The organism is Allobosea sp. CCNWLY174 (assembly GCF_037120455.1).
Taxonomy (GTDB): Bacteria; Pseudomonadota; Alphaproteobacteria; order Rhizobiales; family Beijerinckiaceae; genus Allobosea; species Allobosea lupini.
Genome location: NZ_JBBBBQ010000006.1, coordinates 224,856 through 249,077, shown reverse-complemented (window position 1 = coordinate 249,077; position 24,222 = coordinate 224,856). Strand labels below are relative to the sequence as shown.

The following is a 24,222-nucleotide window of genomic DNA, read 5'->3' as shown; positions in this document are numbered from 1 at the left end:
CATGCATCTCCTCCCGACCAGCGAGGTGAGGCTCGACGACGGCGAAGACGCCGTCGACCTCGCCTTGCCGCCGGGAGACCTCATCGTCCTCTCCTTCAGCGACAGCGACCTCTCGGCGCTGGCGGCGGCCGCCCCCGGTAGCTGGCTGGGCCTCCGTCTGGTGCCGCTGCGGCGCTTCAAGCATCCGCTCTCGATCGACCTGCTGATCGAGAAGACCCTCGCCGGCTCGCGTTTCGTGCTGCTGCGCTGCCTCGGCGGGCTCGACTATCTCCGCTACGGCGTCGAGCAGATCGCCGCTGCCTGCCGGCAGCATGGCGTCGCGCTGGCGGTGCTGCCTGGCGATGATCGCGAGGATGAGCGGCTGGCCGGATATGGCACGGTGCCGCCGGAGTTCGCGGCAGGCCTGCTCGGCTATTTTCATGCCGGCGGCGGCGCCGAGAACATGCGGCGGCTGCTGGGGCGGATAGATGACTATCTCGCCGCGCTGCCGCCCTCGCCCGAGCTCAACCTCAGCCCCGTCCCGCTCCCCACGCTCTTCGCCCTCGGCCCCAACGCCACGCCTCTTCCCTGGCGGGAGGCGCTCGCGACTATCCCGACAGACGCCCCGCTCGTCCCGATCCTCGTCTACCGCTCCGGCGTTGCCGCCGGCGACACGGCGATGGTCGAGGCGATCGCTGCAGCCCTCGCCGAGCGCGGGCTCGGCCCGCTCCCGCTCGCCTTGACCAGCCTCAAGGACGCGAGCGTCGCCGGCGAGCTCGCCACGCTGATCGCCACCCGCAAGCCAGCGCTGATTGTCACCACTACCGCCTTCTCGGCCCGCGATGGCGGCGGCTTCGTGCTAGACACCGCCGACTGTCCGATCCTGCAGGCCGTGCCGGTCGGCAGTGCCCGCGAGGCCTGGGAAGCGTCGCCCCGCGGCCTCTCCGCCGCCGACCTCGCGATGCAGGCGGCGCTGCCGGAGTTCGACGGACGGCTCGGTGCCATCCCCGTCGCCTTCAAGGAAGAAATCGCCGATCCGGCGACCGGCCTGATGCTGCGGCGGCTCACACCGGATGCCGAGGGCATCGCAGCGCTGGCCGACCTCGCGGCCAGCTGGGTGGCACTCGGCCGCAAGCCGCGGGGCGAGCGACAGCTTGCGCTGGTGATGTCTGACTATCCCGCCCGTGGCGGCCGCGCCGGCTTCGCCGTCGGCCTCGACACGCCGGCGAGCGCCCTGGCGATCCGGGAGTTGCTGGATGGAGCTGGATACGACGTTGATCCCTCCCTAGACGCGGTCATCCCGGGCGATCGGAGGGAGACCCGGGATGACCTCGCGAATTGCCATCACGGCTCGAATCTCATGCAGGCCCTCACCGAGGGCCCAGCCGACTTCGCCGTTCCGCTCGCCAGCTACCGCGCCTGGCTCGCGACCATCCCGGCCGCCGCGCGCGAGACTTTGCTCGCCAGCCACGGCCAGCCCGAGACCGACCCAGCCTGCGACGGCGAGGCCTTCCGCTTCCGGCTCGTCCGCTTCGGCAAGCTCGCCATCGCGTTGCAGCCGGCGCGCGACGCCTCGCCCGACCGCAAGGCGCGCTATCACGACCCCGATGCGCCGCCGGGCCACGCCTATCTCGCCTTCTATCTCGGCCTGCGCGGGGTCTTCCGCGCCGACGCACTGGTCCATCTCGGCACGCATGGCACGACCGAGTGGCTGCCCGGCAAGGCGGTGGCGCTCTCGGCTGCCTGCTGGCCGCGGCTCGCGGTCGGCCCGCTGCCCGTGATCTACCCCTATGTCGTCGACGATCCCGGCGAGGCGGCGCCGGCCAAGCGCCGGCTCTCGGCTCTGACGCTGGGCCATCTGCCGCCGCCACTGGCGAGCCATGACACGGCCAGCGAGGCCGCGCTGCTGCGCGACCTCGTGGAGGAATACTCGCAGGCGCAAGTGCTCGATCCGCGCCGGGCCGAATTGGTCGCGCGCGAGATCCTCGACCGCGCCAAGCGCACCGGCCTCGCCACCGCGAGCGGCGTCACACAGGGTCAGGACATGGCGAGCGCGCTCGCGGCACTCGACGCCCATCTCTGCGACCTCGCCGAGACCGCCTTCCGCGACGGCTTGCATGTCTTCGGTTCCTCCGAAGCCGATCCAGCATCGGCGGAGAATGAGCGTCGCAACCTGCTGAAGGCGCTCGATGCCGGCTTCGTGCCGCCGGGACCTGCCGGCGCGCCGCATCGCGGCCGGCCCGACGTGCTGCCGAGCGGGCGCAACCTCTCGACGCTCGACCCGCGCGCCTTGCCGACCCGCTCGGCCGCCAGGCTCGGGGCGAAGGCGGCCGAGGCCGTGATCGCCCGCCATCTCCAGGACGAGGGCGACTATCCCCGCCGGATCGTGATGGATCTCTGGGCCTCGCCGACGCTTCGCTCAGGCGGCGAGGACATCGCCCATGCCCTGCACCTGATGGGTGTCGAACCGCTCTGGGACCATGGTTCGACCCGGGTCACCGGCTTCTCGATCACCCCGCAGGCCAAGCTCGCCGCGCCGCGCGCCGACGTCACCATCCGCATCTCCGGCGCCTTCCGCGACACCTTTCCGGCGCAGATCGCCTTGCTCGAGGCGGCAGCACGCGCCGTCGCATCCCTTGACGAACCGGACGAGTGGAACGAGCCGGCCGCCGCCCACCGCCGCGGCGAGGCAGGCGCGCGCATCTTCGGCGCCGCGCCCGGCCGCTATGGTGCCGCCATGGCCGACCGCGCGCTCGACGGCGACTGGCAAACGCGTGCGGAACTCGGCGAGGCCTATCTTGCCGCGACGAGCCACGCCTATGGCGGGCCGGACGGCGCAGCGTCGCCCGACGCCCGGTTTGCGAGCCGGGTCGCAGAGGCGCAGGCCTTCATCCATGTCAGCGACACGGCCGGGCGCGACATCCTGGAAGCGACCAGCGCCGCCGACGTGATCGGCGGTTTCGTCGCGGCCATGCAAGCTGAAGGCGGCAAGGCGGCGCTCTACAGCCTCGACACCTCCAACCCCGACATGCCGAGGGCGCGCACGCTGGCCGAGGACGTCTCGCGCATCGTCCATGGCCGGCTCTGCCATCCCCGCTGGATCGCGAGCCATCTCGCCCATGGCTGGCGCGGCGTGGCCGAATTGGCCGAGGCGGTCGACGCGCTCTTCGTCTATGCGGCCGCTACCGACGCGGTCTCCAACGGCCTGTTCGACGCGGTCTTCCAGGCCTATTGCGGCGATCCCGCCATCTGGCAGGCGCTGGAGCAGGCGAATGCGCCGGCCGCCGCCTCGATCCGCTCGCGTCTCGCCGAGGCGCAGGAGCGCGGACTCTGGACAAGCCGCTCGAACTCGGCGGCGATGCTCTCAGGCCGGGAGGCGGCTGAATGAGCGCCCCGGCCCGCGAGACGATGCGGCGCGGCTGGTGCCCCGGCACCTTGCGGCCGATGCTGACCGGCGACGGGTTGCTGGTGCGCCTGCATCCGCCGCGCAATGCGCTGACGCCGGACCAGCTCGCATACTTCGCCGAGCTGGCGAGCCGGCATGGCAACGGCCAGATCGAGATTTCCGGCCGTGGCAACCTGCAACTGCGCGGCATCCGCGAGGAGGCGCATCCGGCGCTGGTCGACGACCTGCTGACGGCGGGCCTCGTCGACGAGGCCGAGGGCGATGGCCCGAACCGGTTGGTGCTCACCTCGCCGCTCGCCGGCCGGGCGGCCGACGAACTGCTCGACGCGGCCGCGCTGGCTGCGGCGGTCGAGCGTGCCGGGCGCAGCGTTTCGGGCCTGCCGGCAAAGTTTTCGATCATCGTCGATGGCGGCGGCGCGCTGGCGCTCGATGCCTTCGCCGCCGATCTCAGGCTGCGGGCGGTTTCGACCGACGCAGTCGCGTTCGGGCTGCCGGGCGGGCATTGGTGCGGTCCGGTTGCAATGGATAAGGCGCCGGCACTGGTGACCCGTTTACTCGGTGCTTTCGCCGCCGTCAGCGGGCAGAGCGCGGGGCGAATCCGCCGCATGCGCGATCTTGCGGCAGACGCGGTGAACATGCTGGCGACCTCGTCCGGACTCGAATCGATGCGGGCCCCTGCGACCCGGCCGAAGCCATCACCGGTCGGCCTCGTGGCCGAGCGGAACGACAGGGTCGCCGTGCTTGCGGGATTGCCCTTCGGCCGGACCGACCTCGCGGGCTTGCACCGTATGGGCAAGCTCGCCCGCGACACTGGCATCCACGAGATCAGACCATCGCCCTGGCGCGGCTTCGCCTTCTGCGGCCTCTCGGCTGACGCAGCGACCAACCTGCGAGCGTCCTTGCACAATGAGGGCCTGATCGTCCAAGCGGACGATCCGCGCCTTGCGGTCTCAGCCTGCATCGGGTCCCCTGCCTGCGCCCGCGGCGAAGCACCTGCGCTGGCCGATGCCGCGGTCCTCGCACAAGCGATCGCGCCGCTCCTCACCGACGGCCTCGGCCTCCATGTCTCCGGCTGCGCCAAGTCCTGCGCCCATCCCGGCAGCGCCGACCTCACACTGGTCGGACGCGACGGGCGCTATGACGTGATCGTCGCAAGCGGCACTGACGGCATCGCCATCGCTCATCTTTCGCTTGGGGAACTTGTGCGCCGGCTCGAACCGGGTCAGGACATCCGCGCGCGCCTGGAAGCGGCGCGCCATCAGAAGCAGGTCTTTCGAGTTTGAGCACGCGTCACGCCTATATCCGCGACGGAGCCGCGATCTACGAGCGCTCCTTCGCCATCATCCGGGCCGAATCCGACCTGTCGCGCTTTTCCGGCACGGCCGAGCGCGTCGTCGTCCGCATGATCCATGCCTGCGGCATGACCGACCTGCCCCAGGACGTGGCGATGTCGCCTGATTTCGCCGAGGCGGCCGAGGCTGCGCTGGCGAAGGGCGCGCCGGTCCTGTGCGATGCCCGAATGGTCGCCGACGGCGTCACCCGCGCCCGCCTGCCGGCCAGGAACGAGGTGATCTGTACGCTGCCCGACGCTTCCGTGCCGAAACTGGCCGAGGCGATGGGCACGACACGCTCCGCCGCGGCGATGGAGCTGTGGCGTCCGCATCTCGCAGGCTCCGTCGTCGTGATCGGCAACGCGCCGACCTCGCTGTTCCGCCTGCTCGACATGCTCGACGAGGGCGCGCCGAGGCCGGCGGCGGTGATCGGCATTCCGGTCGGCTTCGTCGGCGCGGCGGAATCGAAGGAGGCGCTGGCGCAGGACGGGCGTGTGCCCTTTCTCGTGGTGCATGGGCGTCGCGGCGGCTCGGCCATGGCGGCGGCGGCCGTCAACGCGCTGGCACAGGTGAAGGAATGAGCGGCGTGAGCGTCGAGGCACCCCGCACCCTCCTCTTCGGCGTCGGCCTCGGCCCCGGCGATCCCGACTACATGACGGTGCGCGCCCGCGACATCATTCTGAAGGCCGACCGTCTCGTGCATTTCTGCAAGCGCGGCCGGCGCGGCAATGCCCGGGTCACTGCGGATGCCATCATCGCGCCCGATCCGGCCCGCGAGATCGAACTCGCCTTCCCGGTGACGATCGAGGTGCCGGTCGAGGACGAGGGTTATACCGGCCCGATCGCCGCCTTCTACGACCAAGCGGCCGAGCAGCTCGCCGGAGAGATGGCTGATGGCCGCAGCGTCGCCGTGCTCTGCGACGGCGACCCTTTCTTCTACGGCTCCTTCATGCATCTGTGGCGGCGCCTCGCCCATCGCTTTCCGACCGAGGTGGTGCCGGGCGTCACCGGCATGGCCGGTGCCTGGTCCCGCGCCGACGCGCCGATCAGCTGGGGCGACGACGTGATGACAGTGGTGCCGGGCACCCTCGCCGAGGGCGAACTGACCCGCCGCCTGGCCGATACGGATGCCGCCGTGATCATGAAGCTCGGCCGCAACCTGCCAAAAGTGCGCCGCGCGCTGCAGGCGGCCGGTCTGATCAACCGCGCCATCTATGTCGAGCGGGCCACCATGGCCGGACAGGTGGTGACACGGCTCGCCGAGAAGCCCGACGACGAAGCCCCCTATTTCTCGATGATCCTCGTGCCCGGCGAAGGACGGCGGTTATGAGCGGCTCGCTCGCCATCATCGGCCTCGGGCCAGGCGAGGCGCGCTACCTCACGCCCTCGGCGCTGGCGGCGCTCGAGTCCGCCAGCGATCTCGTCGGCTACGGGCCCTATCTCGACCGCGTTCCGGCTCACGCCCGCCAGACCAAGCACGCCTCCGACAACCGCGTCGAGGTCGAGCGTGCCCGGCATGCGCTGGCGCTGGCCGCAGAGGGGAAGGCCGTCGCGGTCGTCTCCGGCGGCGATCCCGGCGTCTTCGCCATGGCGGCGGCGGTGTTCGAGGCGCTTGAAGCGGGCAGGCCGGACTGGCGCAAGCTCCAGATCACGGTCGAGCCCGGCATCACCGCGATGCTCGCGGCCGCGGCCAAGGCCGGCGCGCCACTCGGCGGCGATTTCTGTGCGATCTCGCTCTCCGACAATCTCAAGCCCTGGGAGGTCGTCACGGCGCGGCTCACGGCGGCGCTGTCGGCCGATTTCGTGATCGCCCTCTACAATCCGATCTCGAAAGCGCGGCCCTGGCAGCTCGGCAAGGCGCTGGAGCTGGCGGCGACGATCCGCGCGGCGGAGACGCCGGTGATCTTCGCCCGCGCCGTCGGACGGCCCGACGAAAGCCTGCGCATCCTGACGCTGGCGGAGGCGATTGCCGCAGCCGGGACAGCCGACATGGCGACCCTGGTGATGATCGGCGCCAGCGCGACGCGGCTGATCGCCCGCGAGGGCGAGAACCCGATCGTCTATACGCCGCGCTCGGTGACGAAGAGTCCCTGCGTCACCAGCCAGGGCAGGACCTGATCGATATGCTCGACGGTCTCGACATCGGGCTTGGGCGGCCGCTCGACCATCACCACGGGAAGTCCGAGCCGCCGCGCCGCGACGAGCTTGCCCAGCGTCATCGGCCCGCCAGCATTCTTGCTGACGAGGATCTCGATGCCCTCCTCCCGCATCAGCTTTTCTTCGGCATCGGCCTCGAACGGCCCGCGCTGCTGCAGCACCTTGGCATGCGGCAAAGGCAGATCGCCCACCGGCTCGATTACGCGGATCAGATATTCATGCTGCGGAGCGGCGAAAAAGTGAGGCAGTTCGAGCCGGCCAATGGTCAGGAAGACGCGGCGCGGCTCATCGCCCAGCGCTTCGACCGCAGCGTCGATGTCGGGCACGCATTTCCAACGATCGCCGTTCTGCGGCTTCCAGGATTCCCGCCTGATCGCCAGCAGCGGCACGCCTTCCGCCTTGCAGGCTGCCTCGGCATGATAAGGCATGATCGCGGCGAAGGGGTGGGTCGCGTCGATGACGGCGACGACGCCCTCGTCGAGAAGATACTGCCGGAGACCGGCAATGCCGCCAAAGCCGCCGGTGCGGGTCGGCAAGGACAGAGGGCGCGGGTCGGCGGTATGGCCCGCGAGCGAGATCACGGCGCGAATCTCGGGTGCCTGTTCAGCCAGGAGCTGATCGAGCGCAGCCGCTTCGCTGGTGCCGCCGAGGATGAGGACCGTCATGGAACAGTTTTCGCCTGAAACGACCAGACTGTCGAGCGTACCGCCCGGCCCCTGGCTTTCGCTGGTCGGGCTCGGCGAGGATGGCCGTGCCGGCCTCTGCGCCGAGGCGCTGGCGGCGCTGGAGAGCGCCGAGATCGTCTTCGGCGGCGAGCGCCACCTCAAGCTGATCGGCGACGTGCCCGGTGAAGCCAGGCCCTGGCCACAGCCTTTCCGCAATGCGCTGCCGGCGATTCTGGCCGAAAAGGGCCGGAATGTCTGCGTGCTCGCGACCAGCGATCCGTTCCATTACGGCATCGGCGCCGGGCTGACCAAGGCGGTGCCGGCGGCGGAGATGCGCGTCATCCCGCAGCTCTCCTCCTTCTCGCTGGCCTGCACGCGGATGCGCTGGCCGCAGGAGGAATGCGGGCTGGTCTCGCTGCATGGCCGTGCCCTTCAGAGGATCATCCCTTTTCTCCAGCCGGGCGCGCGGGTCCTGGCCCTGTCCTGGGACGATTCGACGCCGCTCGCCGTCGCGCAGCTCATGAGCGCTCGCGGCTTCGGCGAAAGCACGATCACCGTGCTGGAAACGATCGGCGGACCGAACGAACGCATCCGGCAGACTCGCGCCGACGCCTTCGCTCTGGATGGCATCGTGCCGCTCAACCTGCTGGCGATCGAGGTGGTCGCCAGCCGGGACGCCCGCATCCTGCCGCTGGCAACCGGTCTCTCCGACGACTGGTTCGAGCATGACGGCCAGCTGACCAAGGCCGATATCCGGGCGATCACGCTCTCGGCGCTGGCCCCGCGCGCCGGCGAACTGCTCTGGGACATCGGCGCCGGCTCAGGCTCGATCGGCATCGAATGGAGCCTGCGCCATCGACACAACCGTGCCATCGCCTTCGAGGAGCGGCCGGAGCGCGCCGCCCGCATCGCCCGCAACCGGCTCGCGCTCGGCGCGCCGCCGCTCGAGGTCGTCGAGGGCAAGGCACCGGAGAGCTTTGCCGGAAAAGCCTCGCCTGACGCCGTCTTCATCGGCGGCGGGCTGACCGATCCCGGCGTGTTCGAGGCCGCCTTCGCGGCGCTGAAGCCGCGCGGGCGACTGGTCGCCAATGCCGTGACAATCGAGGGCGAAGCCAGGCTCGCCGGGCTGTTCGCGGTTCATGGCGGGAATCTGCGCCGCATCGGCGTCTCGCATCTCGATCCGATCGGGACGATGCATGGCTGGCGCGCCGCGATGGCGGTGACGCAATGGCGGGTGGTGAAGCCGTGAGCGACGTCACCGCCGGCATCGGCCTGCGCCCGGGCACATCGGAGGCCGATATCGAGGCCTGCCTGACGCAGACGCTGGCCGCCGCCAACCTGCCGGCGGATGCGCTCAAGCGCCTCGCTACCCTTGCCTCGCGCCGGGACGAGCCGGGGCTGGCGGCAGTGGCACAGGCGCATGACCTCTCCCTCGTCGCCATCCCCGACGAAGCGCTCGCCGGCTTCGAGGCCGCCTGCGCGACGCGCTCGACCCGGATTTCCGGGCTCTACGGCGTCGGCTCGGTGGCGGAGGCGGCTGCGCTGGCCGCGGCAGGACCAGGCGCGACCCTGATCCAGCCGCGCATCGCCACCGCCCGCGTCACCTGCGCTCTGGCTAGGGGCGCTGCGTGACCGTCCATTTCATCGGCGCCGGCCCCGGCGCGGTCGACCTCATCACCCTCCGCGGACGCGAGCTGATCGGCGCCTGCCCGGTCTGCCTCTATGCGGGCTCGCTGATCCCCAAGGCGATGCTTGGCTGGTGCCCGCCGGGCGCGCGGATCGTGGACACCGCCTCGCTCGACCTCGACGCGATCATCGCCGAGATCGAGGCCGCCCATCACGAAGGCAAGGACGTCGCCCGTCTGCATTCCGGCGACATCTCGATCTGGAGCGCGACGGGCGAGCAGATGCGCCGGCTCGATCAGCTCGGCATCCCCTACGAGATCACGCCGGGCGTACCGGCCTTCGCCGCCGCGGCGGCGGCACTCAAGCGCGAATTGACGCTGCCGGGCGTCGCGCAATCGCTGGTGCTGACCCGCACCTCCGGCCGCGCCTCGGCGATGCCGGAGAAGGAGAAGCTGGCGACTTTTGCAGCCTCCGGCACGACGCTGGCAATCCACCTCTCGATCCATGTGATCGAGCAGGTCGTCGCGGAACTCATACCCTTCTACGGCGCGGACTGCCCGGTCGCGATCGTCTTCCGCGCCTCCTGGCCGGAGGAGCGCATCCTGCGCGGGCGGCTCGCGGAAATCGCCGACAAGGTGCGGGCAGCCGAGCTGGAGCGGACCGCGCTGATCCTGGTTGGCCCGGCGCTGGCTGCCGAGGATTTTTCCGAGAGCGCACTGTACTCGACCGGCTATGACCGCCGCTTCAGGCCGCGTGGAGGCCAGGAATGACCGCGCGGGGCCTGCTCATCGCCGCGCCGCGTTCCGGCTCCGGCAAGACCACGATCACGCTCGGCCTGCAGCGAGCACTGTCCCAGCGCGGCCTCAAGGTCCGTGGGCTGAAATGCGGGCCGGATTACATCGATCCAGCCTTCCACGCCGCCGCGACGGGCGCCCCCAGCGCCAATCTCGACAGCTATGCGATGCCGGATGCCCTGCTCGGCCAGATCGCCAACGAGGCAGCCGGGGCGGCCGACATTATCGTCGCCGAAGGCTCGATGGGACTGTTCGACGGCGTGCCCGGCCCTGACGGGCATACCGGCACCGGCGCCGACATCGCGGCGCTCCTCGGCTGGCCGGTCGTGCTGGTCATCGACGTCTCCGGACAGGCGCAATCGGCCGGAGCGGTTGCGCTCGGCTGCATGCTCTACGACAAGCGCATTCGCGTCGCCGGGGTGATCCTCAACAAGGTTGCCAGCGATCGCCACCGAAGGCTGGCTGCGGCCGGCATGGCGCGTATCGGCTTGCCGGTTCTCGGCGCCTTGCCGCGCGAGGCGAGCCTGATCCTGCCCGAGCGTCATCTCGGCCTGGTCCAGGCCGGCGAGACCGAGGACCTGCGCCAGCGGCTCGATGCGCTGGCCGAAGCTGTCGCGGCGGCGGTCGATCTCGATGAGGTGGCCGCGGCTGCGGGTGCGACCGTTTTGCCGACTTCCGGGCGGCAGGTGTCGCCGCTGCCGGTCCCGGGCAAGCGCCTCGCCATCGCCCGCGACGCCGCCTTCAGCTTTGTCTACCCGCATGTCGAGGCCGGCTGGCGGGCGCAGGGCGCCGAGCTCGTGCCGTTCTCGCCGCTCGCGGACGAACCGCCACCGGAGGGCTGCGACGCGTGCTGGCTGCCGGGCGGCTATCCCGAACTGCATGCCGGCCGGCTCGCCGGCGCCTCGCGCTTTCTCGATGGCCTGCGCGATTTCGCCCGCGCCCGTCCGGTCCATGGCGAGTGCGGCGGCTACATGGTGCTGGGCAAGAGCCTGATCGACGCCGATGGGGTCAGCCACGCCATGGCCGGGCTGCTTTCGGTCGAGACCAGCTTCGCCAAACGGAAGATGAACCTCGGCTATCGCAATGCGGTGCTCGCCACTGACGGACAGCTCGGCCGCGCCGGCGATCGCCTCAGCGGCCACGAATTCCATTACGCGACCGTGATCTCGCAGGGCGAGGACCCGCCCTTTGCGGAGGTCACCGACCCACACGGCTCGCCGCCAGCGCCCGCCGGCAGCCGTCGTGGCCTCGTCTCGGGCTCGTTCTTCCACGCCATCGCGGTGCGGGAGGGCGCGTGAGCGCGCCGCCCGTTTTCGACGACGGCTTCCGCGACAAGCTCGGCGAGCTCTTCGCCTGGCGCCGCGATGTCAGGCGTTTCCGCCGCGAGCCGGTGTCGGAGGAGCTTCTGACCAGGCTGTTCGAGCTGATGCAGCTTTCGCCCTCGGTCGGCCATTCGCAGCCCTGGCGCTGGCTGACGGTCGCAGATGCCGAGCAGCGTGCCGCGGTGCGGGCCAGCTTCTCCCGCTGCAATGCCGATGCGCTGGCCGACTATGAGGGCGAGCGCGCCGCGCTCTATGCCCGCCTGAAGCTCGAAGGCCTGCGCGAGGCGCCGGTGCAGTTCGCGGTGTTCTGCGACCACGCCACGGCGCAGGGTCATGGCCTCGGCCGCCGGACCATGCCGGAGATGCTGGACTATTCGGTCGTGGCGGCGATCACGCAGTTCTGGCTCGCCGCCCGCGCCCATGGGCTCGGCCTCGGCTGGGTCTCGATCCTCGACCCCGCCGAGATCGCAGCAATCGTCGGCGCGCCGCCTGACTGGAAGCTGATCGGCTATCTCTGTCTCGGCTATCCCGAGGAGGAACACGAGGTGCCCGAACTCGTCCGCGCCGGCTGGGAACGCGACCAGCGACTCACCGGACGCGATTAGACCTTCCGCCCGGGCGCGCCGCGCAGGCCGAGCGCGGTCAGGACGGCCATCACCGCCGCACCGCCGACGAGCCCGGCCGCCGAAGGCCAACCGAACGCTTCGATGACACTGCCGATGGCGACGGGCCCGACGACCTGGCCAAGGTTGCTGCCCTGCATCAGCAGGCCGATGACGACAGGTGTCAATCCGGCCGCCGGCGCCAGCACCGGCGCAGACGACAGCAGGGTCGCAGGGATGATCCCGCCGACCATCGAGAACAGGACGCAAAGGAGGAAGGTCGCGGAATCCGGCAGCAGGGCGAGAAAGATGCCAATGGCAGACAGACCCATGACGAGGCTTGCGGCCACGATCAGGCTGACGCGCGAGACGCCGCGCGCGAGCAACAGGCCGGCAGCGAGGTTGCCGATGATGTTGACGGCGCTGGCGAGGGCGCCGAGCAGGCCCGCCGTCGCTAGCGAGACCTGCATGCGCTGCATCAGCAGCACCGGCAGGAAATTGAACAGGGCGAAGAACATCAGCGCGTAGAGCGCGAAGATGAAGCCAAGGAGCACTGGCCCGCGCGCGCTCAGCACCGCGCCGGCATCGCCGGCAAGAGCCGTCCAGGATGGCCGCCTGCCGCCGCTGGTGTTCGGCACCGTCAGCACGGTCAGGACCATCGCGGCGACCGCGAGCGCACCGGTAACCTGCCATATCATCCGCCAGTCGGTGAGCCAGAGCCCCGCGAGCATGGCGAGCGCGATGCCGGTCGGCATGAAGCAGCTCCACAGCGCCATGGCGATGTCGCGCTGGGCAGGGCTGGCAACGCGCTGGAGGATTGCGGGGGCGGCAATGGTGATCAGCAGGAAGCCGAGCCCTTCGACGACGCGTGAGGCGAGCAGCATCGGAAAGCGTGGCGCCGCCGCTCCCAGGAAGGCGCCGAGCGCGATCGCCAGCAGGCCGAGCAGCAGAACGCGCCGAGCGCCGAGCGCGATGGCGAGCGTGCCGACCGGGATGCCGCCGACCATGCCAAGCACGGCGAAGATCGAGGCAAGCCAGCCGAGCGTGCCGAGATCGAGCCCGAACTCGGCCTGGACCAGCGGCATCGCGATCGCCGCCTTGCCGACCTGCAGCGCCGCGACGATACCGCTGGCGACGACCACGGAAACAGCGAGCCAGTCGGTCCTGGCGTCCTCTGTTGCGACGGCAGCCGTCATGAGCGCGATCTCGCGACGATGATCTCTGCGGGATGGTCGGCCATGCTCGGTTCCTTGGATGGCATTACGGCGTCGCCCGGAGATGTCGTTTTCAGTCGATCTCGAAAAGTGAGATAATTGGCATCGAGTCGATCAAGGAAATCGATCATGCTGGATGCACTCACCCTCGACCAGATGCGCACCTTCGTGACCGTAGCCGAAGCCGGCAGCTTCCGTTCGGCCGCGACGCGGCTGTCGCGGGCCCAGTCCGCCATCAGCCATGCCATCGCCAATCTGGAGGGGCAGCTCGGCCTGCAACTGTTCGACCGCTCGGGCCATCGCCCGGCCCTGACGGCGGAAGGCAAAGCCCTGCTCGCCGACATCAGGGAGGTCCTGCTGCGCGTCGGCGCCTTGAAGGCCCGCGCCCATGGGCTGAGCCGGGGCGTCGAGATCGAGCTGTCGCTGACGATCGACGTGCTGTTCCCTATTCCCCTCATCGGCGCCGCCCTCGCCGGCCTGCGCGAGCAGTACCCCTCCGTCTCCATCAGGCTCGCCATCGAACCGCTCGGCGGGCCGATCGCGGCGCTTCTGGAGCGCCGCAGCGCTCTCGCCATCACGGTCGGCGAGAATTTCCGCGACCCGCGCATCGCGATCGAGGCCCTGACCAGCATCGAGGCGATTGCGGTCGTCGCGGCGACACATCCGCTCGCCCGGGCGGGCGACGGGCGCATCCTGTCGCGCTCCGAACTCGCCGGACATCTCCAGATCGTGCAGATCGACCCGACGCCGATCTCGGGCGCGCAGGATTTCGGCGTGCTCTCGCCGCAGACCTGCCGCGTCACCGGGCAGGATACCAAGCATGCGATGATCCTGGCCGGGCTCGGCTGGGGCCGGCTGCCGAGCTGGCTGATCGAGCGAGACCTTGCCGAAGGCAGGCTGGTCAGGGTCGCGACAAGGGCGCTCGGCCGAAACGCGCAGCTCCCGGCCGAAGCCTATCTCGCCCACCGCCTCGACGAGGCGATGGGCCCGGCCGCCCGCGCCTTCGCGCAGGCGCTGGCGCGGCTTTGCGAGGTCAGAGCGCGACCTTGAACGGCGCTTCCGTCTTGGCCTTGATCTCGTCGAGCGAAACGCCCTCGGCGAGCTCGATCAGGGTCATGCCGCCGCCATTCTCGTCGATCGTGAAGACGCCGAGATCGGTAATCACCATGTCGACGACGCCGGCGCCGGTCAGCGGCAGGTCGCAGGCCTTGAGCAGCTTCGGCGATTCCGAGCCGTCCTTGTTCTTGGCGACGTGCTCCATCACCACGACGACCTTCTTGACGCCGGCGACGAGGTCCATGGCGCCGCCCATGCCCTTCACCATCTTGCCGGGAATCATCCAGTTGGCGAGGTCGCCGTTCTCGGCGACCTGCATGGCGCCGAGAATGGAGAGGTCGATATGGCCGCCGCGGATCATTCCGAAGGAATCCGACGACGAGAAATAGCTCGTCGTCGGCAGCTCGGTGATGGTCTGCTTGCCGGCATTGATCAGGTCCGGGTCCTCCTCGCCCTCATACGGAAAGGGGCCCATGCCGAGCATGCCGTTCTCCGACTGAAGCTGCACGCTCATGCCATCGGGTATGTAGTTCGAGACGAGCGTCGGAATGCCGATGCCGAGATTGACGTAGAAGCCGTCCTTCAGCTCCTTGGCGGCGCGAGCGGCGATCTGTTCACGGGTCCAGGCCATGTGCTGATCTCCTTCTCAAGCCGTTTCGCGCTTGCGCACGGTGCGCTGCTCGATGCGCTTCACCGGATTGGCGACGTGCACGATGCGCTTCACGAAGATGCCGGGGGTATGGATCTGGTCGGGATCGATCTCGCCGGCCGGGACAAGATGCTCGACCTGGGCGATCGTCATGCGCGAGGCGCTGGCCATCATCGGATTGAAGTTGCGCGCCGTCTTCCGGTAGACGAGGTTGCCCTCGGTATCGCCCTTCCAGGCGTGGACGATCGAGATGTCGGCGAAGAGGCCGCGCTCCATGATGTAGCGCTCGCCGTCGAACTCGCGCTCCTCCTTGCCCTCGGCGATCAGCGTGCCGACGCCGGTCTTGGTGAAGAAGGCCGGGATGCCGGCGCCGCCGGCCCGGATGCGTTCGGCCAGCGTGCCCTGCGGGTTGAATTCGAGCTCGAGCTGGCCGGAAAGATACTGCTCGGCAAAGAGCTTGTTCTCGCCGACGTAAGAGCTGATCATCTTCCTGATCTGCTTGGTCTCGAGCAGGATGCCGAGGCCGGCGCCATCGACGCCGGCATTGTTGGAGATGAAGGTCAGGTCCTTGGCGCCGGAGTCGCGGATCGCCTCGATCAGCGTATCGGGAATGCCGCAGAGGCCGAAACCGCCGGCCATGATGGTCATGCCGTCCTTGACGACGCCGGCGAGCGCCGCCTTGGCGTCAGGAAAAACCTTCTTCATCGGGATGCCTTCGTCGCTGGATGATCGTAAGGGAGCCTCGAAAAACAACTAGCCGAGCGCATGGTGCGGTTGCAACATCAGTCGCCGACGCGCCCGTCCCGCGGCCATGCGCAGCCAGGGGCCTCGAACGGCGAGACATGACAGCCCGGCCCGGCCGATGCTACCAAACGGCGCGCCCTGCCTTCCGGAGCCACGCCCTTGTCCGCTTCCCGCTCCATCCTGCTGATCATCGGCGGCGGCATCGCCGCCTATAAGTGCCTGGAGCTGATCCGGCGCCTGAAGGATCACGGCATCGCCTGCCGCTGCATCCTGACCAAGGCGGGCGAGCGGTTCGTCACGCCACTGGCGGTGTCCTCGCTCGCGGGCGAGAAATGCTTCACCGACCTGTTCTCGCTGACCGACGAGGCCGATATCGGCCATATCGCCCTGTCGCGCTCGACCGATCTCCTGGTCGTCGCGCCCGCCACCGCCGACCTGATCGCCAAGATGGCGAACGGCCATGCCGACGATCTCGCCTCCACCGCGTTATTGGCAACGGACAAGCGCGTCCTGATCGCACCGGCGATGAACCCGCGGATGTGGCAGCATCCGGCGACGCGGCGCAACATGGCGACGCTGCAGAAGGACGGCGTCCTCGTCGTCGGCCCCAACTCCGGCGCCATGGCCGAGCGCGGCGAGAGCGGCCCCGGCCGCATGGCCGAGCCGCACGAACTTCTGGCCGCAATCGAGATGGCGCTCGCCGGCGACAGCAGGCAGACGCCGTCGATCGGCTTCCTAGGCCGCCTGCCCGGCGGGGCGCCATCCGGGCCGAAGCCGCTTGCGGGCAGGCGCGTGCTCGTCACCTCCGGCCCGACGCACGAGCCGATCGACCCGGTGCGCTATATCGCCAACCGCTCCTCCGGCAAGCAGGGCCACGCCATCGCGGCAGCCGCGGCGGCCGCGGGCGCGCAGGTGACGCTGATCTCCGGGCCGGTGACGATTCCCGACCCCGTCGGTGTCAACACCGTCCATGTCGAGAGCGCGCGCGACATGCTGGCGGCGACTGAAAGCGCGCTGCCAGCCGATATCGCGATCTTCGCCGCGGCCGTCGCCGACTGGCGGACCGCCGATGCCGCCGGCCAGAAGATGAAGAAGGACGGCAAGAGCCCGCCCAGCCTCGCGCTGGTCGAGAATCCCGACATCCTCGCCACCATCGCCGCGCGCGAGATCGACCGGCCGGCGCTCGTCGTCGGCTTCGCGGCGGAGACGCAGAACGTCGTCGACTACGCCCGCGCCAAGCTGGCGAAGAAGGGCTGCGACCTGATCGTCGCCAACGATGTCGGCGGCACCGGGGTGATGGGCGGCGACGCCAATACCGTTCACCTCGTCACAACGGACAGCGTCGAGACCTGGCCGACCTTGCCCAAGGCGGATGTGGCGACGCGTCTCGTCGCGCATTTCGCCGACCTGCTGGCGCATAAGGGCTGAGATCGATGGCGACGCTCCGCATCAGGCGCCTGCCGCACGCCCAGGGCCTGCCGCTGCCGGCGTATGAGACGCCGGGAGCCGCCGGGCTCGACCTGCGTGCCGCCCTGCCGGACGGGCCGCTGCGGCTGGAGCCGGGGGCGCGGCTGCTCGTGCCGACCGGCCTCGTGCTCGAACTGCCTGACGGAACGGAAGGGCAAGTCAGGCCGCGCTCCGGTCTAGCGCTGCGCCATGGCGTCACCCTGCTCAATACACCGGGCACGATCGACGCGGACTATCGCGGCGAGGTCGGGATCATCCTGATCAATCATGGCCGGGAGGCCTTCACCATCCAGCACGGCGACCGTATCGCACAGCTCGTCATCGCTGCCGTGCTGCAGGCGGACATCGCCGAGGTCGGGGAACTCAGCGAGACCGAACGCGGCGCCGGCGGCTTCGGCTCGACCGGGATAAGCGATGCCGCGCTGCGGCAAGCGGCCGGAGACAAGGCATGATCCAGCTCTCGCGCCGCAGCCTGCTCGCCGTCACCGCGGTCGTCGACATCGCCCTGCACGCCCGCCCGACCCCGGTCGCGGCCAAGGCGCTGGCGGCCCGGCACGAACTGCCGCCGCGCCATCTGGAGACCGTCCTGCAGGCGCTGGTCAGGGTCGGCATCCTCAAGGGCGTGCGCGGCCCACGCGGCGGCTATGAGCTCGCCAAGGAGCGCCGCCGCATCACCGCCGGCGAGATCGTGCGCGCCGCCATGCAGGCCAATGCCGACGAAGCCCTGCCGCCGCTGCCGCAATCCGCGCTGGTCGACGTGGTCATCGACCCGATGATGCAGCAGGCCATGGAAGCCTGGCTCGCCAAGCTCGACGCCGTCACCGTCGCCGATCTCTGCCGCGAGGCGGAAGGGCGCGCAGCGACGGGGAAGCCGGCGATCGATACGGATTTCACAATCTGATCTGTTTAATCTGCCATTTCTCGACAGATTCTGTGATTTGATGCTACGCTCACCAAAGGTTCTCGTTTCAGATCACCCGCTCGTCACCAGCAAGGAGGCCGCCATGGCCGATGCAGCCCAGAAGCCCGCCCATGTCCCCGGCCGCGGCCGCGTCTACGATTCGATCACCGACACGATCGGCGATACCCCGCTGGTGCGCCTGAACCGCCTGCCGGCCGAGCGCGGCGTCAAGGCGACGATCCTGGCCAAGCTCGAATTCTTCAACCCGATCTCCAGCGTGAAGGACCGCATCGGCGTCGCCATGATCGACGCGCTCGAAGCTTCCGGCGCGCTCAAGCCCGGCGGCACGCTGATCGAGCCGACCTCGGGCAATACCGGCATCGCGCTCGCCTTCGCCGCCGCCGCCCGCGGCTACCGCCTGATCCTGGTGATGCCCGAGACGATGTCGCTCGAGCGCCGCAAGATGCTGTCCTTCCTCGGCGCCGAGCTGGTGCTGACTCCCGGCCCTGGCGGCATGCGCGGCGCCATCACCAAGGCCGAGGAGCTCAAGAACGAGATTCCCGGCGCGATCATCCCGCAGCAGTTCGAGAATCCGGCCAATCCGGCGATCCACCGCAAGACCACCGCCGAGGAAATCTGGAACGACACCAATGGCGCGGTCGACATCGTCATCTCCGGCGTCGGCACCGGCGGCACCATCACCGGCGTCGGCCAGGTGCTGAAGGCCAAGAAGCCTTCGGTGAAGATGGTCGCGGTCGAGCCGGAAGATTCACCGGTCCTGTCGGGCGGCCAGGCCGGCCCGCACAAGATCCAGGGCATCGGCGCCGGCTTCGTGCCGGGCATCCTCGACCGGAGCGTCATCGACGAGGTCGTCACCGTCGGCAACCAGACGGCGTTCGAGACGTCGCGGGCGCTCGCCAAGGCCGAGGGCATACCGGCCGGCATCTCCTCGGGCGCGGCGATTGCCGCGGCGCTGGAGGTCGGCGCCCGGCCGGAGAACGCCGGCAAGACGATCGTGGTGATCATCCCGTCCTTCGCCGAGCGCTACATCTCCAGCGCCCTGTTCGAAGGCCTTTGATCCCAACGAACCTGCAGATTGTCCGGGTCGGCGAAGCCCTGCCGGACGACCTGCCTGCCTTGCAGGACGAGGCGGCGGCCGAAGGCTACCGCTTCGTCGAGGGCATCCTGGAGGAATGGGGTGCCGGCCTCTACCAGACCGGCGACGAGCGCAACACACTGCTCGCGGTGTATCGCGAAGGCGTGCTGGCGGCGATCGGAGCGGTGACGCCAGATCCTTATGACCCGGCGCCCGATCTGCTGCGCATCCGCCATGTCTATGTCCGGCCGGCGAATCGACGTGAAGGCGTCGGCCGTCTCCTCGCGAGCGCCTTGATCCAGCAAGGGCTCGCGCCGGCGCCGCGGCTTTCGCTCAACGCCGCCGATGCCGGCGCTTCTGCCTTCTGGGAAGCGATGGGCTTCCAGCCGGATGCCGGCGGGACGCGCCGGACCCATCTGCTGATGCGCTGAGCCTCTCAGCGCCGGAGCGTGATCCGGCTGCCCCAGGGATCGACGACCGACCCATCATCGCCACCAGCGGCCGCCATGCGCCGGCTCAGCGCGGCATGAGCTTCCGCATCGCGCGCGACCAGCTCGAAACTCGACAAGCCCGCCTCATTGTCCCGGCGAGGGCCGGCGCCGCGGCTATGCCAGGTATTGGCGGCGATGTGGTGGTGATAGCCGCCGGTCGCCATGAAGCTCGCGCCGGGATAGTGCACCATCACCTCGAAGCCGAGTGCATCGCGATAGAAGCCCTCGGCCTGCTGGACGTCACCGACGCGCAGATGGACATGGCCCATCACGGTACCGTCCGGCATGCCGGCATAGGCTTGCGGCTCGGCATCGCGCAGGAGCGCGTCGAGATCGAGCCGCTCGGTCGCCATCTTGATCCGGCCGCCATCGAGCCGCGGCCATTCCGGACGGCTGCGGTCGCGATAGACCTCGATGCCATTGCCCTCGGGATCAGACAGATAGAGCGCCTCGCTGACGAGGTGGTTCGAGGCACCTTCCAGCCCGGTGCGCGTCTCGGCGGCGTGCCGCAGCCAGTTGCCGAGGTCGCGGCGCGAGGGCAGCAGGATCGCCATATGGAACAGGCCGGCGGCCGAGGACGGGTGCTGCGCGCCGGCTTCCAGCTTGACCAGCGGCTCGCCGCCGGCGCCGAGCACGGCGTGGTCGGCATCCTGCTCGAGGACCGACAGCCCGATCGCATCGCGGTAGAACGCCGTCAGCCCGGCAAGATCGCGCACACGCAAGCTTACCGCGCCGATATGGACGGGCGCGTCGAGTGCCTCGTTGCGATGGGCCAAGGTCTCTGTGGCTGCGGACATGGGGCTGCTCCAAACTTGCGGGCGGCATCGCCGCCTGGCCACAAGATGGGGTTTTCAGCGGCGCTTGTCGCCCCAGGGCAGGACAAGCCGGATATTGCATTGACGCAATGAAGGGGCGCCCGGGAGCGATGCGACATGGCTTCGGCGAGCGGTGATGTCAGCGCTGCTGCCTCAGCGCCCAGACGAATTCGGCGACTGGGTGGATGCCCGGGGTCTCGGCCGCCAAGGCATCGAGCGCCTCGGCGATATCAGCACAGCCCGCCGGCGTCAGCGCACGCAAGCTGGACGAAACCTTGTTGTAGGACGACGTTCCGCGGCTTGCGAGCGAGCGATCGACCACGAAGGTCTCGATCGTCCCGTCCAGGCGCTCGACGAAGAGGGCGAGCGAGCCGCCATCGGCCGCCGCGGCGCTGTCCGTCACAGCCTTGAACATTCGCCCTCCGGGAATCGCTGCGTGCTACGCCCGCTCCGCCAGGGCCCGCGCGATCGCTGCCCGGAACTCGGGAATGCCAAGGCCCTTCTCGCTGGAGGTCAGCAGCACCTCGGGGAAGGCGGCCGGGCGGCGCTTGATCTCGTCATAGGTCGCCTCGGCCATGAAGGTCTGGTCGGCCTGCTTCAGCGCATCGCCCTTGGTCAGCACGACCTGATAGCTGACGGCGGCCTTGTCGAGCGTCTCCAGCACGGCGCCGTCAACATCCTTGATACCGTGGCGGGCGTCGATCAGCACATAGACGCGCATCAGATTGGCGCGCCCTCGCAGATAATCGTGGATCAGCTTCGTCCAGGCCGCGACCTTCTCCTTGCCGACGGCGGCATAGCCATAGCCGGGCATGTCGACGATGGTCAGAGCATGGCGCGAAAAAGTGGGAACCGGTTTTTCGCCGAAGCCATGCTCCGAACTTTGAGTGTCGATCACGTTCTTCGCAGTCGGGCGATCTCGCCCGACTGCGACGTGATCGATGCGCTCATCATGGCCGACCTGGCGGAAGAAGTTGAGCTGCTGGGTGCGGCCCGGCGTATGCGAGGTCCGCGCCAGGGCGTTCCGGCGGGTCAGCGCGTTGATCAGACTCGACTTGCCGACATTGGAGCGGCCGGCGAAGGCGATCTCCTGCCCGACCATGGGCGGAAGGTCGTCGATCTTGGTCGAGGCCCAGACGAAATCCCAAGGACCCTCGAACAGTTTCCGGGCGGATTCGAGCTCGTCGGCGGTAAAGGGCGTTGTTGTGCTGGCGGTCATGGTCCTTGCCTACACGGCCGAGCGCAGCGCGTCGATGTCCGCGCCGGCGATCAGGGGCAGGTTGCGCGCGATCTTGTCCGGCCCCCAATCCCACCAGCGGATCTCGAGCAGCGCCGCGACCACCTCGGGCGGGAAGCGCGTCTTCACGACACGGCCGGGATTGCCGACCACGACGGCGTAAGGCGGCACGTCGCGGGAGACCTGGGCCCGCGTGCCGATGATGGCGCCGTCGCCGACCGTGACGCCCGGCATGATCACCGCCTCGCGGCCGATCCAGACATCGTTGCCGATCACGGTGTCGCCGCGCAGTCCGAGGCCGTCGCGGGTGAAGTCCGGCACGGTCTCGAAGCCGAACATGCCGAACGGATAGGTCGAGAAGCCGCCCATCGGATGGTTGGCGCCATTCATGATGAACTGGGCCGCCTGGGCGATCGCGACGAATTTGCCGATGATCAGCCGGTCGCCGATGAAGTCGAAATGATAGCGCACGCAGCGGGCGAGGAAATGCTCGGGCCCGCGCGAGTCGTCATAGTAGCTGTAGTCGCCGACCTCGACGAGCGGATGATCGACGATGGCCTTGAGGAAGGCGGTGCCCTTCCAGCCGGCGATCGGATGGCGGGTTTTCGGATCGGGAAGAGGCATGGCGCGGCACTAAGCACATCGCCATGATCGGGGACAAGCCGCGAAGCGGTGCAAAAAGCAAAACGCCGGAGCCCCAAGAGGCGTCCGGCGTTCGATTTTTCTCACATGCAAGGCTCTCGCCCGGCTACTTCACTTCTTGTTGCTGTTTGCCGGCTTGCCGGGCGCGGGCACGGCCGGGGTCGCAGCCGCGGCAGCCGGCTTCTTGCCGAACATGGCCTTGATGTTGTCCCAGAGCTCGATCTTAACGCCGTGCTTCTTCATGATGAAGCCTTGCTGCGTCACCGAGAGCAGGTTGTTCCAGGTCCAGTAGATCACCAGGCCGGCCGGGAACGAGCCGAGCAGGAAGGTGAAGAACACCGGCATCCAGGTGAACATCATCTTCTGGACCGGATCCGGCGGCTCCGGGTTCATCTTCATCTGCACGAACATCGTGATCCCCATCAGGATCGGCCAGATGCCGAGATGGAGCATGGCCGGCGGCGTGAACGGCAGCAGGCCGAACAGGTTGAAGAGGTTTGTCGGATCGGGCGCGGCGAGGTCCTTGATCCAGCCGTAGAACGGCGCGTGCCGCATCTCGATGGTGATGAACAGGATCTTGTAGAGCGCGAAGAAGACCGGGATCTGCACCAGCACCGGCCAGCAGCCGGCGAGCGGATTGATCTTCTGCGTCTTGTACAGCTCCATCAGCGCCTGCTGCTGCTTCATCTTGTCGTCAGCATAGCGCTCGCGGATCGCCATCATCTCGGGCTGAACCGCCTTCATCTTCGCCATCGAGGCGTAGGACTTGCTGGCGAGCGGGAAGAACAGGGCTTTCAGCAGGACGGTCACGACCAGGATGGCGATGCCGAAATTGCCGACATGCTTGTAGACCCAGTCCATCACGTAGAACATCGGCTTCGTGATAAAATAGAACCAGCCCCAGTCGATCATCAGCTCGAAGCGCTTGATCCCCTGGTTCTTCTCGTAGCCGTCGATCGCCGCCACTTCCTTGGCGCCGGCGAACAGGCGCGAGGAGGCGCTGGCGGAGGCGCCGGGCGCGACATTGACGGCTTCGCCGAGGAAGTCGGCCTGGTAGGTGCGGACCGAACCGGTCTGGACCGAGGAGTAGCGGCCCTCGTATTTCTTGCCCTGGTCAGGGATCGCGGCCGCAGCCCAGTACTTGTCGGTGATGCCGACGAAGCCGCCGAGCACGTCCTTCCAGACCTTGCCATGCGCCGCCGAGCCGAGCGCCGGTTCCTTGTCGATGGCGTCGTAGGTGTATTCCTGCAGGCCCTGCTCGCCGAGCGAGCCGATCATGCCCTCGTGCAGCACGTAGTAGCCGAGCGTCGCCGGCTTGCCGACGCGCACGACCTGACCATAGGGGTAGAGCGAAACGGCGCTCGTGCCCTTGTTCTCGACCTCGTCGCGGATCGAGAACATGGCGTTGTCGTCGACCGCAATGGTGCGCTTGAAGGTCAGGCCCTGGCCGTTGTCCCAGGTCAGCACCACCGGCTTGGCCGAGGTCAGGACCTGGCTGTCGGCGGTCCACACGGTATTGGCGTTCGGCAGCGCGACATTGGCGCTCGGCCCGGCGACCCAGCCGAAATCGGAGTAATAGGCATTCGGCCCGCCCGCCGGCGAGAGCAGCACGATGATCGGGCTCTTCGGATCGACCGTCTCGTGATAGGCCTTGAGCGAGACGTCATCGATGCGCGCACCGGTCAGCGAGAGCGAGCCGGCGATCTTGGGCGTGTCGATCCTGATGCGTGGCCCGGCGGCGAGCGCTGCCTCGCGGGTCGCTGCTGGGGCAGCGGTGACCGGAGCCTGGCCGGGCTGCGCCGGGGCGCTGCCCTGGGCCGGAGCCGGAACGGTGCCGGAGGCGGTCGGCGCGCCGGCGGGCTGCGTCGCCTGCTGGCTCTGCGTCTGCTGATTCTGCAGGGCGATCTGCTTCTGCTTTTCCGCCTGCGGCAGGCCGTAGAAATACTGCCAGCCGAGCAGCACGACGACCGAGAGCGTGATCGCCAGCAACAGATTGCGGTTGTCTTCTTTCATCATCCGTCTCGGAGG

The 24,222-nt window shown here is 69.0% G+C and carries 25 protein-coding genes; 16 read left to right on the top strand and 9 right to left on the bottom strand.

Features of this window, described 5'->3' with window-relative positions:
* Nucleotide 1 precedes the first annotated feature (1 nt).
* Genes cobN through cobJ form a run of 5 tightly spaced genes read left to right on the top strand, consistent with a single transcriptional unit; the run spans nt 2 to nt 6,834 of the window.
* Entirely contained in the window at nt 2–3,367 is a 3,366-nt protein-coding gene (gene cobN / locus V7S63_RS19050; protein ID WP_336531344.1) for a cobaltochelatase subunit CobN, read from the top strand.
* A complete protein-coding gene (cobG, locus tag V7S63_RS19045; protein WP_336531343.1) occupies nt 3,364–4,668 on the top strand; it encodes a precorrin-3B synthase in 1,305 nt (434 codons plus the stop codon). The genes cobN and cobG overlap by 4 nt, the downstream gene beginning before the upstream one ends.
* Entirely contained in the window at nt 4,665–5,297 is a 633-nt protein-coding gene (locus V7S63_RS19040) for a precorrin-8X methylmutase (protein WP_336531342.1), read from the top strand. Before cobG ends, V7S63_RS19040 begins: the two co-directional genes overlap by 4 nt.
* Entirely contained in the window at nt 5,294–6,046 is a 753-nt protein-coding gene (locus V7S63_RS19035) for a precorrin-2 C(20)-methyltransferase (RefSeq protein ID WP_336531341.1), read from the top strand. The genes V7S63_RS19040 and V7S63_RS19035 overlap by 4 nt, the downstream gene beginning before the upstream one ends.
* Nucleotides 6,043–6,834 carry a precorrin-3B C(17)-methyltransferase gene (gene cobJ / locus V7S63_RS19030; RefSeq protein WP_336531340.1) on the top strand — a complete coding sequence of 264 codons (792 nt, stop codon included), beginning with the start codon at nt 6,043–6,045 and terminating at the stop codon, nt 6,832–6,834. Before V7S63_RS19035 ends, cobJ begins: the two co-directional genes overlap by 4 nt.
* Here cobJ and V7S63_RS19025 read toward each other — a convergent pair.
* Nucleotides 6,777–7,538: a cobalt-precorrin-6A reductase gene (locus tag V7S63_RS19025; RefSeq protein WP_100964566.1), complete on the bottom strand. Its 762-nt coding sequence runs from the start codon at nt 7,536–7,538 to the stop codon at nt 6,777–6,779. The genes cobJ and V7S63_RS19025 overlap by 58 nt on opposite strands.
* Here V7S63_RS19025 and cbiE point away from each other — a divergent pair.
* From cbiE to bluB, 5 genes are read left to right on the top strand one after another with little or no spacing between them, the layout of a single operon-like run.
* A complete protein-coding gene (gene cbiE / locus V7S63_RS19020; protein WP_336531339.1) occupies nt 7,537–8,787 on the top strand; it encodes a precorrin-6y C5,15-methyltransferase (decarboxylating) subunit CbiE in 1,251 nt (416 codons plus the stop codon). The two genes, V7S63_RS19025 and cbiE, sit on opposite strands and share 2 nt — an antisense overlap.
* Nucleotides 8,784–9,170, top strand: coding sequence for a cobalamin biosynthesis protein (locus V7S63_RS19015; protein WP_336531338.1), 387 nt, complete (start codon nt 8,784–8,786; stop codon nt 9,168–9,170). The genes cbiE and V7S63_RS19015 overlap by 4 nt, the downstream gene beginning before the upstream one ends.
* A complete protein-coding gene (gene cobM / locus V7S63_RS19010) occupies nt 9,167–9,934 on the top strand; it encodes a precorrin-4 C(11)-methyltransferase (protein WP_336531337.1) in 768 nt (255 codons plus the stop codon). The genes V7S63_RS19015 and cobM overlap by 4 nt, the downstream gene beginning before the upstream one ends.
* Nucleotides 9,931–11,256, top strand: coding sequence for a cobyrinate a,c-diamide synthase (locus tag V7S63_RS19005; RefSeq protein ID WP_336531336.1), 1,326 nt, complete (start codon nt 9,931–9,933; stop codon nt 11,254–11,256). Before cobM ends, V7S63_RS19005 begins: the two co-directional genes overlap by 4 nt.
* Nucleotides 11,253–11,885 carry a 5,6-dimethylbenzimidazole synthase gene (gene bluB / locus V7S63_RS19000; RefSeq protein ID WP_336531335.1) on the top strand — a complete coding sequence of 211 codons (633 nt, stop codon included), beginning with the start codon at nt 11,253–11,255 and terminating at the stop codon, nt 11,883–11,885. Before V7S63_RS19005 ends, bluB begins: the two co-directional genes overlap by 4 nt.
* On the opposite strand, the gene V7S63_RS18995 is transcribed toward bluB, so the two are convergent.
* The gene (locus V7S63_RS18995; protein WP_336531334.1) at nt 11,882–13,078 is read right to left on the bottom strand and encodes an MFS transporter; all 1,197 of its coding nucleotides are present in this window, start codon (nt 13,076–13,078) and stop codon (nt 11,882–11,884) included. The two genes, bluB and V7S63_RS18995, sit on opposite strands and share 4 nt — an antisense overlap.
* Before the next feature lie 147 nt (nt 13,079–13,225).
* Here V7S63_RS18995 and V7S63_RS18990 point away from each other — a divergent pair, with 147 nt between their 5' ends.
* Nucleotides 13,226–14,146, top strand: a complete 921-nt coding sequence (locus V7S63_RS18990) for a LysR family transcriptional regulator (RefSeq protein WP_336531333.1) — start codon at nt 13,226–13,228, stop codon at nt 14,144–14,146.
* On the opposite strand, the gene V7S63_RS18985 is transcribed toward V7S63_RS18990, so the two are convergent.
* Nucleotides 14,130–14,783, bottom strand: coding sequence for a CoA transferase subunit B (locus V7S63_RS18985; RefSeq protein ID WP_091834679.1), 654 nt, complete (start codon nt 14,781–14,783; stop codon nt 14,130–14,132). The two genes, V7S63_RS18990 and V7S63_RS18985, sit on opposite strands and share 17 nt — an antisense overlap.
* A 15-nt stretch (nt 14,784–14,798) precedes the next feature.
* Complete coding sequence (locus V7S63_RS18980) at nt 14,799–15,506, bottom strand: CoA transferase subunit A (protein ID WP_091834690.1); 708 nt, start codon at nt 15,504–15,506, stop codon at nt 14,799–14,801.
* Between the two features lie 198 nt (nt 15,507–15,704).
* Here V7S63_RS18980 and V7S63_RS18975 point away from each other — a divergent pair, with 198 nt between their 5' ends.
* The 5 genes from V7S63_RS18975 (at nt 15,705) to V7S63_RS18955 (ending at nt 19,440) form a co-directional block, all read left to right on the top strand.
* Nucleotides 15,705–16,973 (top strand): phosphopantothenoylcysteine decarboxylase domain-containing protein, encoded by a 1,269-nt coding sequence (locus V7S63_RS18975; RefSeq protein ID WP_336531332.1) that lies wholly within the window; start codon nt 15,705–15,707, stop codon nt 16,971–16,973.
* Nucleotides 16,974–16,978: 5 nt separating this feature from the next.
* Complete coding sequence (dut, locus tag V7S63_RS18970; protein WP_336531331.1) at nt 16,979–17,464, top strand: dUTP diphosphatase; 486 nt, start codon at nt 16,979–16,981, stop codon at nt 17,462–17,464.
* Entirely contained in the window at nt 17,461–17,913 is a 453-nt protein-coding gene (locus V7S63_RS18965) for an RrF2 family transcriptional regulator (RefSeq protein WP_091834704.1), read from the top strand. The genes dut and V7S63_RS18965 overlap by 4 nt, the downstream gene beginning before the upstream one ends.
* A gap of 103 nt (nt 17,914–18,016) precedes the next feature.
* The gene (gene cysK, locus V7S63_RS18960; RefSeq protein ID WP_336531330.1) at nt 18,017–18,991 is read left to right on the top strand and encodes a cysteine synthase A; all 975 of its coding nucleotides are present in this window, start codon (nt 18,017–18,019) and stop codon (nt 18,989–18,991) included.
* Nucleotides 18,988–19,440, top strand: coding sequence for a GNAT family N-acetyltransferase (locus V7S63_RS18955; RefSeq protein ID WP_336531329.1), 453 nt, complete (start codon nt 18,988–18,990; stop codon nt 19,438–19,440). Before cysK ends, V7S63_RS18955 begins: the two co-directional genes overlap by 4 nt.
* A gap of 5 nt (nt 19,441–19,445) precedes the next feature.
* On the opposite strand, the gene V7S63_RS18950 is transcribed toward V7S63_RS18955, so the two are convergent.
* From V7S63_RS18950 to yidC, 5 genes are all read right to left on the bottom strand, one after another.
* Nucleotides 19,446–20,297, bottom strand: a complete 852-nt coding sequence (locus tag V7S63_RS18950; RefSeq protein ID WP_336531328.1) for a VOC family protein — start codon at nt 20,295–20,297, stop codon at nt 19,446–19,448.
* A gap of 157 nt (nt 20,298–20,454) precedes the next feature.
* On the bottom strand, nt 20,455–20,730 hold the full coding sequence (locus tag V7S63_RS18945) for a hypothetical protein (RefSeq protein WP_336531327.1): 276 nt from the start codon (nt 20,728–20,730) through the stop codon (nt 20,455–20,457).
* Between the two features lie 24 nt (nt 20,731–20,754).
* Entirely contained in the window at nt 20,755–21,534 is a 780-nt protein-coding gene (locus V7S63_RS18940) for a GTP-binding protein (RefSeq protein ID WP_336531326.1), read from the bottom strand.
* Between the two features lie 9 nt (nt 21,535–21,543).
* Nucleotides 21,544–22,176, bottom strand: a complete 633-nt coding sequence (locus tag V7S63_RS18935; RefSeq protein ID WP_336531325.1) for a CatB-related O-acetyltransferase — start codon at nt 22,174–22,176, stop codon at nt 21,544–21,546.
* Between the two features lie 129 nt (nt 22,177–22,305).
* A complete protein-coding gene (gene yidC / locus V7S63_RS18930) occupies nt 22,306–24,207 on the bottom strand; it encodes a membrane protein insertase YidC (RefSeq protein ID WP_336531324.1) in 1,902 nt (633 codons plus the stop codon).
* Nucleotides 24,208–24,222: the final 15 nt, after the last annotated feature.